At 71.5% G+C, this 9190-nt stretch carries 10 protein-coding genes; 8 read left to right on the top strand and 2 right to left on the bottom strand.

Translation table 11 applies throughout. The features are described from left to right. Together BGN98_RS06440 and BGN98_RS06435 are read left to right on the top strand one after the other, a co-directional pair. The coding region (locus BGN98_RS06440; RefSeq protein WP_288120323.1) for a hypothetical protein at nucleotides 1–280 on the top strand (280 nt) is incomplete at its 5' end. 179 nt (nucleotides 281–459) lie between these two features. Beyond that, on the top strand, nucleotides 460–1074 hold the full coding sequence (locus BGN98_RS06435; RefSeq protein WP_288120322.1) for a hypothetical protein: 615 nt from the start codon (nucleotides 460–462) through the stop codon (nucleotides 1072–1074). Between the two features lie 6 nt (nucleotides 1075–1080). On the opposite strand, the gene BGN98_RS06430 is transcribed toward BGN98_RS06435, so the two are convergent. Further along, the gene (locus BGN98_RS06430) at nucleotides 1081–1698 is read right to left on the bottom strand and encodes a TetR/AcrR family transcriptional regulator (RefSeq protein ID WP_051039635.1); all 618 of its coding nucleotides are present in this window, start codon (nucleotides 1696–1698) and stop codon (nucleotides 1081–1083) included. 146 nt (nucleotides 1699–1844) lie between these two features. On the opposite strand from BGN98_RS06430, the gene BGN98_RS06425 reads away from it, so the two are divergent. Continuing rightward, nucleotides 1845–2927, top strand: a complete 1083-nt coding sequence (locus tag BGN98_RS06425; protein WP_288120321.1) for a zinc-binding dehydrogenase — start codon at nucleotides 1845–1847, stop codon at nucleotides 2925–2927. Between the two features lie 36 nt (nucleotides 2928–2963). Here the strand turns inward: BGN98_RS06425 and BGN98_RS06420 are convergent, their stop codons facing one another. After that, on the bottom strand, nucleotides 2964–3617 hold the full coding sequence (locus BGN98_RS06420; protein WP_288120320.1) for a hypothetical protein: 654 nt from the start codon (nucleotides 3615–3617) through the stop codon (nucleotides 2964–2966). Between the two features lie 127 nt (nucleotides 3618–3744). Between BGN98_RS06420 and BGN98_RS06415 the strand changes: the two genes are divergently transcribed. The 5 genes from BGN98_RS06415 to BGN98_RS06395 all read left to right on the top strand — a co-directional run. Further along, the gene (locus BGN98_RS06415) at nucleotides 3745–4713 is read left to right on the top strand and encodes an ABC transporter (protein WP_288120319.1); all 969 of its coding nucleotides are present in this window, start codon (nucleotides 3745–3747) and stop codon (nucleotides 4711–4713) included. Then, nucleotides 4713–5198, top strand: coding sequence for a DUF6121 family protein (locus tag BGN98_RS06410; protein WP_288120317.1), 486 nt, complete (start codon nucleotides 4713–4715; stop codon nucleotides 5196–5198). Before BGN98_RS06415 ends, BGN98_RS06410 begins: the two co-directional genes overlap by 1 nt. 52 nt (nucleotides 5199–5250) lie before the next feature. Then, complete coding sequence (locus BGN98_RS06405; protein WP_005050534.1) at nucleotides 5251–5916, top strand: hypothetical protein; 666 nt, start codon at nucleotides 5251–5253, stop codon at nucleotides 5914–5916. A 118-nt stretch (nucleotides 5917–6034) separates the two neighbouring features. Continuing rightward, complete coding sequence (locus BGN98_RS06400) at nucleotides 6035–7180, top strand: serine/threonine-protein kinase (RefSeq protein WP_016463581.1); 1146 nt, start codon at nucleotides 6035–6037, stop codon at nucleotides 7178–7180. Next, nucleotides 7180–9190, top strand: a 2011-nt coding sequence (locus BGN98_RS06395; protein ID WP_288120314.1) for an Ig-like domain-containing protein, incomplete at its 3' end; no start/stop codon positions are given. The genes BGN98_RS06400 and BGN98_RS06395, both read left to right, overlap by 1 nt.

Here is a 9190-nt window from a genome sequence, read left to right as displayed (position 1 = left end):
CCAGGAGACCACCCGCGTCCTGACGCAGGCGGCCATGGAGGGCAAGAGCGACCCGCTCGTCGGCCTCAAGGAGAACGTCATCATCGGAAAGCTCATCCCCGCCGGCACCGGCCTTGCGAAGTACCGCAACGTCGTGGTCGAGGCGACGGAGGAGGCCAAGAGCGAGCGGTACCCCAACCGCATCTTCGCCTCGGACGGCGCGTACAGCGACGCCGACCTGAGCTACGTCGACTTCGACAGCTTCTCGACGGACGACTTCACGCCCGGCACCTACAACTGATCGAGGCCAAAGGGCCCCGGGGACACACGTCCCCGGGGCCCTTTCCCATTTCCGCGAGCCGCCACGTTCCGCGCGAGCCGCCATGATCTGGCGCGCCGGAACATGGCGGCTCGGGCAGATCTTGGCGGCTCGCGGGAGGGCGCGGCGGGTGCGTGGGGGCGCGGAGATAGCCTGAGCGCATGGCTCGGGTCGGAGGAAGAAGCGCGGCGTTCGCGTGGGTCGTCGGTGTCGCGTGTGCGGCGACCGTCGGCGTGCTGGCGTTCCTCGCGATTCCGATGATCCCGGCATCCGTGTCGTGGCTCGGCGACGCGGTCGGACGCCCGTCGACCTCGACACCGGCCGCGGACGCGACGGGCGAGGCGGGGCAGGTCGGGGGCGCGGCGCCGACCCGCTGCGCCGATCTGTACGACGCGGCTCTCGACGCGACGCTGACCTTCGCCCCCGGGGCGGCCGGGCTGACCGCCTCCGCCGACGCTCCCATGACCACCGCGACGCAGCTGGTCGACGCCCTGCGGCCGCAGGTCGTGTTCACCTGTGCATGGCGCGCCGACGCCGGCACCGTCACCACGACGCTCGCGAACGTCCCCGCGGATGCCGGGCCCATCGCCGCGGCGGCGCTGCCGGCGACCGGGTTCACGTGCTCCTCGCAGGCCGAGCGCACGCGGTGTACCCGCACCGACGGCGAACTCACGGAGACGATCGAGGCCGGTGGGGGCCGGTGGCTGTCGACGAGCGAGACGAGCTGGCACCCGACGGACTACGTCACCCGCATCGCCAAGCGCGTCTGGGGCTGAACGCGACTATCGCGAGGTCTGCGGCCTCGCGAGCCAGGTCGGCAGCAGGTCCACCATGAGCCGCACGATGCGCTCGTCGTCGACGTCGCCGTGAACCACGATGTCGACGAGGAGCGCGACGAGGCCGCCGGCGATGAAACTGCTGGCCGTGCGTATCGTCGCGTCGTCGTCGGCGGGGCGTTCCGCGCGCACCGCGTCGCGCACCGACGTCGCGAGCGCGGCGAACACATGTTCGCGCAGCCGGAGTGTCGAGGGGCCGGCCAGGACGTAGAGGAAGAACTCGCGTTTCTCGCGGAGCGCGGCCAACAGGTCACGCGTCGCCAGCTCTGCGATGACGTCGCCGGGAAGCTCGTGTTCGTGGCGGCGACGGGCGTCACGGGGGCCCAGCTCCGCGAAGACCTCGTCGACCACGAGCTCGGCGACGTCGTCGACCGATCCGAAGTGCGCATAGAACGTCGAGCGGCCGACGCCGCCCCGCGTGCAGATCGCGGCGACCGACACGCTCTCACCGCTGCGAAGCAACTCTCCGAGCGCCTGCACGATGCGGCCGCGCGTGCGCGCTGGGCGCGGATCCTTGGAAGCCTTCGGCGTCGAGCGGGGGGTGTGCGATTCGAGCGCAGCCACCGCCCCATCATGACAGATGAGTTTCGAGACAGATGTTCAGAATCGCGAGTAGTCTGACGGAGTCCGCACTGACGCGGACGACCTACCGCGACGCTGATGTCACGGGTGACGGGCCGCGGGGCTGCGGCAGAAGAAGGAGAACAGAGATGAAGGCATCGGTCGTGCGCGAGTTCGGCGGAGGATTCCACACAGAAGAGGTGGCGATCGCCGAGCCACGAGGTCGCGAGGTACTGGTCCAGGTCAAGGCCTCGGGGCTGTGCCATAGCGATGAACTCGCGGCCAACACCCCGCTCGGCTACGAAGTGCCGATGGTCCTCGGGCACGAGGTATCCGGCGTCGTCACAGCGGTGGGCCCCGACGTCGTCGACCTCGCGGTGGGTGACGACGTCGTCGCCTGCCTGGTCCAGTACTGCGGATCGTGCGCGAAATGCCTCATCGGACGCGTTCATCTCTGCGAGCACCCGGAGTTCACGGTGCGCGCCGGGCGTCTGGCCGACGCGGACGGCAACGAGCTCGCGCAAGGCATGGGACTCGGGGGCTTTGCGGAGTTCGCACTCATCCACGAGAACCAGCTCGCCAAGATTCCGGATGCCGTTCCGTTTCCGCAGGCGGCGCTGCTCGGCTGCGGGGTTGTGACGGGGGCCGGCGCGGTGATGAACACCGCCGACGTCCAACCCGGTGAGACCGTCGCGATCATCGGCACCGGCGGGGTCGGCACCAACGCCATCAGCGGCGCAGTGATCGCCGGAGCAGGTCGTATCATCGCCATCGATGTCGCCGACGACAAGCTCGACAATGCGCGGCATTTCGGCGCGACTGACGTCATCAACTCCCGCGAGGTCGACGCCGTCGCCGCGGTCAAGGAGCTCACCGGCGGTCTCGGGGCGGACTACGTCTTCGACTTCGTGGGGATTCCCGCAGTGACGCAGTCGGGGCTCTCGATGCTGGCGCCCGGTGGCGGGCTCTACCTCATCGGAATTCTCGACCCGGCCAACCATATCGACGTGTCCGCGCTCCAGCTGCTCGGCGCACGTAACCGGGTCGAGGGCGTCTACATGGGCTCGACAAATCCGAAGCGTGACATCCCGATGATCGCCGAACTCTATCTGCAGGGCCGGTACAAGCTCGACGAGCTCGTGTCGAGGGAGATCTCGATCGACGAGGTGCAGCAGGGCTACGAGTCTCTTCGTGACCCGAAGATCAACCGCGTCGTCGTGACCTCGTTCTGACGTCTCGGAAAGGCCCCAGACCCGGCCCGTCCGCCGCTATCGCGTCGCGGACGGGCTGGGTGTCGGCGCCGGCGTTCTCGGCACCGACCCGGCGGGCGGCCAGAGCGCGTCGATGATGGCGTCGGTGTAGCCGGCGGGGGCGAGATTCGAGTACTGGGTGTCGACGATGACACCGTCGCGGTAGAAGAGGGTGCGCCCCTCCTGCACCGGGAGGGTCGCGGACTGCCAGGTCTTCTCGCAGCGGATGCCGCCGTGCGGCTCGTAGCACGTGTAGCCGTCGTTGCCGAGGGCGTAGAGCGCGTCGCGAGCCGGCTGGTCGGGGGCGTACCCGATGAGGGTCACGAGGCGAGTGCCGACCGCGCCCGGCTCGCCCCAGACGCACACGCGCGTGCTGTCACTGCGGATGCCGCCGCCCATCCCCTCCGCGTTCAGCGGCACGCCGTCGAGCTCCTGCAGGACGCTCGCGGTCAGGATGTCCCGGCATCCCTGCGGCAGGTTCGACGGCAGCGGCGTCGTCGAGGTGGCCGGGCCCATCGGGAACGGAGCGAGTGTCATCGCCGGCGTCGGTGCGGCAGGCGACGCCGGGGCGGACGCGCTCGTCCCGATGGTGTCGGGCGTGCCGGCGCAGGCGGTCAGCGCGAGCGCCGCGAGCAGCGTGATCCCGAGGGCGGCGAGTCGGCGTGACGTCATGGCCTCACGATAAGCGGCGCGCGCGGCACGGGCGTCGAGACACGTCGGCATGGCTCCGCGTCGGTGCCCCATCCCGGCGTTACGCTCGCTGTGCGGCGGCACACGTCCCGCGTGAGGAGCACACGCCATGAGCGACCCCAAGTACGGCGAACCGATCGAGGAGAACACCCCGGTCGAGACCACGTCGGTCGATGAGGCCGTCGCGAGTGCCCATGCGGGGCTCGCCGACGCCGAAGCCGCCTCTCGCGAGGCCGCCGTCGATGCGCCCTCGACAGCGGATGCCGAGGCCGCCGACGCTGTCCACACGTCCGCGTCGGCCGCGTCCGAGCAGGCGCCGCAGCCCGTGGTCGCCGAGCCGGCGCGCGCGGAGTCGACGCCCGCCACGCACACGGAACCGGTCTACGGATCCTCCTTCGCCGACGATCCGGTCGACGAGACGTACGTTCCGGGCGCCTATTCGTCTTCTGCGGAGACCGTCGTCGTCGCGGAGCCGGTCGTGCCGGTCGTCCCGGCCGCGGCCCCCGCCCCGCAGCCGATCTTCGTGCAGGCTCCCGAGCCGCCGCGTCTGCGCGGCAACCGTGGCGCTGCGGGCGCGATCGGCCTGCTGGCGGCGGTGGCCTTCGGCGTCCTGTACCTCGGCGCCGCGCTCGGCCTGCAGGCCATCCGGGGCGAGGTGACGGGTGCCAACGTGGGCACCGCCGCGCTGGCTGCGGTGCAGTCGTGGTGGCTGTGGGTGCCGGTCGTCGTCTTCTTCATCGGCTTCTGGCTGCTCGGTGCCGTCATCAATCGTGGACGCTGGGGCCACTGGGTCATCTTCGGCCTTCTCGTCGGCGTCGTCGCCTACGCGGGGCACCTCCTCGGCCAGCTGTTCCAGGCGCCGTTCTGGACGCTCACCGCGCGGCAGGGTGCCGACCTCATTCAGGGGCAGCTGCTCGCCCCGCTCGCGATCGTGGCCTTCGTGCTCGGCCGTGAGCTCACGATCTGGTTCGGCGCGTGGGTCGCGGCTCGCGGCAAGCGCGTCACCGAGCTGAATGACGAGGCGCAGCGCGAGTACGAGCGCACGCTCGAGGCGGGCCCGAGGCTGCACCAGAGCTGATGACCGATCCGCGCGGACGCGGTGGCGCAGGCGGACTCACCCCGCCGGTGGCCACCGCGTTCGCCGTCGTGGGGTTCTTCGCCCTGCTGATCGGCGGGTTCGGGATGCTCAGCCTGTTCACGGGCGCGGAGGTGCTGCCGGTCTCCGGGCTGGGGCAGCTGCCCGGCATCGTCGGGGGCGCGTTCTCCGTCGGCGCCTTCGCCCTGTCGACCTGGTTCGCCGTCCGCCCCGAGCGCAGGCGATACGGCAGCGCGGCGATCGTGACGGTGGCGACGGTGCTCGCCTACCTGGTCGGTGTACTGGCCGGCGGTGTGCTCTCGGGAGTGGACGGCGCGCGCATCGTGGCCGCTGTGGGCGCATTCGCGACCTCGTGGTTCGCCGTCGTGCTGGCCGCCGCCGCGCTGGTGGGTGGATGGGGGGCGATCGCGCTCGTGCGCACCGCCGCCGAACGGCCTCGCTGGCCGTGGGAGCGCGACGACGACTGAGTCGTGGCCGGAAATCCCCCGCGATCGGCGCGGATGCCGCAACAATGGACCCGTGGAGCGGTCGATCGAGACCCAGGTCAGCCAGGCGGTGGACGCCTGGCTGCGCTGGCTGCCGCGCTGGGAGCCCGCCACCCACCGCGGGCGCGTCGCGCCGTGCCGCCGCTGCTTCGGCTCGCCGGTGCTGTCGGCCGCGGGCCTGGGGGCGGATGTTCCGCACGGCGTGCAGCACGGGCTCTCCACTCGCATCAAGACGATCGTCGATCATGCCGTCGCGGAGTACACGTCGCGCAACCTCCCGATGCTGCAGGCCGAGCTCGACCAGCAGGCCGCCCGCAACCGGGCGCGCAGCTACCGCCCCGCGGAAGGGCTCGACCCCGAGTTCGAGGGACTTCCCCTCGATCCGGATCCGGTCCCGGGAGCACCGTTCCTCTTCACGATCGGCGGCCTCGCGGAGCAGGAGGACGCCGACATCCCGGCCTTGCCGCCGCTCAGCGACGATGCGAAGGCGGCCCTCCGTCAAGAGGTCGGACTGGCCGATGACTACGCGAACATGGTGGGTCGCGAGGTCTGCGCCGTGCTGCTGCACCATCGCCTGCGTATCCAGGCCGCTATCGCGCAGTACGTCGAGCCGCAGATCGCCGCCATGCTCGAGGAGCTCACGCGTTCGCTGGATGCACCGTTCGAGCCGAACGCCGACCCCGGCCTGCCCGAGCTCTGATCGGTGCCGGCTCGACGCGGTGCGGAGCGGGCGCCGCGGTGTGTCGAGGTGGCTTTGTTAGCATGGCCGGGTTCCCGAGGTCGTCGGGGATGGGGTCGCGAGATGACTGAGGGGTGCCATGACGCGCAGGCTCCCGTCTGCGCCGCCGCAGCTGCCGGGGCTCGACTACGTGCGTCCGCTGGGATCCGGCGGCTTCGCCGACGTCTTCCTCTATCAACAGGACATGCCGCGGCGTGCGGTCGCGGTGAAGGTGCTGCCGGCGGGCGAGCGTGACCCCGATCTGCTGCGCATGTTCAACGCCGAGGCCGACGTTCTGGCGCATCTGTCGGCGCATCCGGCGATCGTCACGGTCTATCAGGCGGGAATCTCCGCCGACGGACGCCCGTATATCGTGATGGAGTACTGCCCCGGCTCGCTCGCGCAGCGCTATCGCATCGAACGGATGCCGGTGGACGAGGTGATGGCCGTCGCGGTGCGTCTGGCCGGGGCACTCGAGTCCGCGCACCGCGCGGGTCTGATCCACCGCGACATCAAGCCGAGCAACATCCTGGTGACCAGCTTCGGGTCGGCGGTGCTGGCCGACTTCGGCATCTCCGCGTCGTTGCAGCGCAGCGCGGCATCCGACGTCCTCGCGATGTCGATCCCGTGGAGCGCTCCGGAAGTCGTCGCCGAGCACAGCGGCGGCACGATCGCGAGCGAGGTGTGGAGCCTGGGCGCGACCGTGTACTCGCTGCTGGCCGGTCACAGCCCGTTCGAGAGGCGCGAGAAGGATCAGAACACCCGCGAGCTGATGCGTCGCCGCATCGCGCGGGCGACGTTCGTGCCGATCGCCCGTCCGGATGTGCCCGACGCGCTGCAGCAGGTCCTCGCGACGGCCATGACCCGGGACCCCGACCGCCGATACGCCTCGGCGCGGGAGTTCGGCGAGGCCGTCCGCGAGGTCCAGCGTGCGGCGGGGATCGCGCCCACCCCGCTGGAGGTGCCGACGGAGGAGTGGATGCCGGCATCCGACGCGATCGATTTCACCGACGTGTCGGCGCGCGGCCCCGCGCGCAGCCGCGTGGCGGAGGGTCGCCGGCGATCGATGCCGGAGGCCACGGCGCGTCGAACGCCCAGCGCGGACGAGGACGCGACCGGTCTGAGCGCCTCCTCCCCGCGCGCATTGTGGTCGCCCCGGGTGATCGCCCTCTCGATCGTCGGCGCGCTGGTGGCGGCCGGCGGACTGCTCGCCGCAGGAGCGGCGCTGTGGACGGTGATCCGCTGATGAAGCGGGGCAGCGTCGTCGGTCTCGCCGCCGCGGGTGCGGCGTTGGCGCTCATCACCGGGGTCAGTGTGGTCTGGCCGGGCCTGGATGCTCAGCGCACCCCGCCGCAGCAGACCACGGCGTGGGTGCTGCAGGCCGACACCCTGCGCTACGCCCGCGTGAACACGGCCATCGGAGAGATCGACACGGTGCGGGCGGTCAGCAACCCGAGCCGCATCGTGACCTCCGCCGACGGCGCGTACATGTTCACCGACAACGATGCCAAGGTCGAGCGCATCGACGACGCCGCACCGGTCGATCTCGTCGCCGAGGGGCTCCGCTCGGCGACGCCCGCGCCGGCCGGCACGGCCGACATCGACGCCTCCGGCGACGTGGTGGCCTACCGCACCGACGCGGGGGCGGTGTTCGCGGGACGGCTGTCGGCCGGACCCGCCGCGCCGATCGAGGTCCCGGCATCCGCCGCCGTCGCCTCGTCCTCGTCGGGAGTGGTCTTCAGCTACTCGGCAGCGGCAGGCACCGTCTCGCGGATCGACCTCGCCTCGGGAAGGGTTGCCGCCACCGACACCGTCGCGGCCACCGTGGAGCGCCCCGTCCTCACCGCGGCCGGCGACGACTGGGTGCTCCTGGATACCGCCGGTAGCGGCGCGGGACGGTTCTGGACGAGCCGCGGGCAGGGCGCTGTGTCGCTGACCGGCGCCGTCGCGGTCAGTCGCGCCGCAGTCGACGGCGATGCCGTGTACGTCGCCGATGACACCGGGCTGGTCCGCATTGCGGTCTCCGGCGTCGCGGGCGAGCGCATCTTCGGCGACAGCACGACCTCGCGCGGCACCCCCGCCCGTCCGGTCAGTCGCGGCGGCGTCGTCAGCGCCGCATGGCTCGCGGAGGGCACGCGCGGCGGCACCCTGTGGACCTCCACGGGCGGGGATGTGCCTCTGGACTACGGCGGGCAGGGACTGGGCTCTCAGCGGCGTCCCGTCTTCGTGGATGCCGGCGACAGCGTGATCCTCAACGACGCGCGCTCGGGGTGGGTCTGGTCGGTTCCGGATGGGCGGCTGCTGCCCTCCAGCCAGAATTGGAACATCGAGGACGAGGTGCAGACCGCGCCGAAGACCTCGGATCAGAAGCCGCCCCCCATCATCGACCCGCGCCCGCCGGTCGCCGAGAACGATGTGTTCGGCGTGCGTCCGGGTGCGCTCGTGAGTCTTCCGGTGTTGTTGAACGACCACGATCCCAACGATGACGTTCTCGCCGTCGACCCGGCTTCGGTCGCCGGTCTCGACCCCGCGTTCGGAACCGTGACCACCACCGATGACCGCCAGCGCCTCGCGGTGCGCGTCGCCCCCGGAGCGACCGGGTCCGCGACCTTCACCTACGCGGTGACCGATGGCACCACGGTGAACGGGCTCATGTCGCCGCCGGCGACGGTGACGCTGCGCGTGGCCGCCGAGGACGAGAACTCCGCGCCGGTGTGGTGCGGCGTCGAGGGATGCCGCCAGGACTGGCCGAGCCCCGAGGTCGCTCCGGGCGGCACGGTGACCGTTCCGGTGCTCGGGGACTGGGTGGATCCTCAAGGCGACCCCGTTCTGCTGCTGTCGGCGAGCGACGACTCCGGTCTCGGCGAGGTTGCGACCACACCGGAGGGCGACGTCGTGTTCCAGCACCGCGACGCCGGAGTGGACGGCGAGCAGACCGAGTCGATCACCGTGACGGTCGCCGACGTCCGCGGCGCGACGGCGACCCGGCAGCTCGTCGTGCGCATCCGGGGCGACGCGCAGCCGGCCCTGCAGTCGTTCGCCGTCGTCGATGTCGCCGGTTCGCGGGTGTCGGTCGATGTCGCGCCGCACGTCACGGGCACCGCCGGCAACCTCACGCTCACCGCGGCGCGCGTGCTCGACGATGCGGCCGCCACGGCGACGGTCGTCGGCGGTTCGACCACGTTCGATGTCGTCGCGGCATCGCCCGGCGCCTACCGTGTGGCCGTCACGGTGTCTTCGGGAGGGCACGAGGCCA

The organism is Microbacterium sp. 69-7 (genome assembly GCF_001897985.1).
Taxonomy (GTDB): domain Bacteria; phylum Actinomycetota; class Actinomycetes; order Actinomycetales; family Microbacteriaceae; genus Microbacterium; species Microbacterium laevaniformans.
The sequence above is the reverse complement of the archived record's forward strand: the minus strand, read 5'-3'. Positions and strand labels throughout refer to the sequence as shown.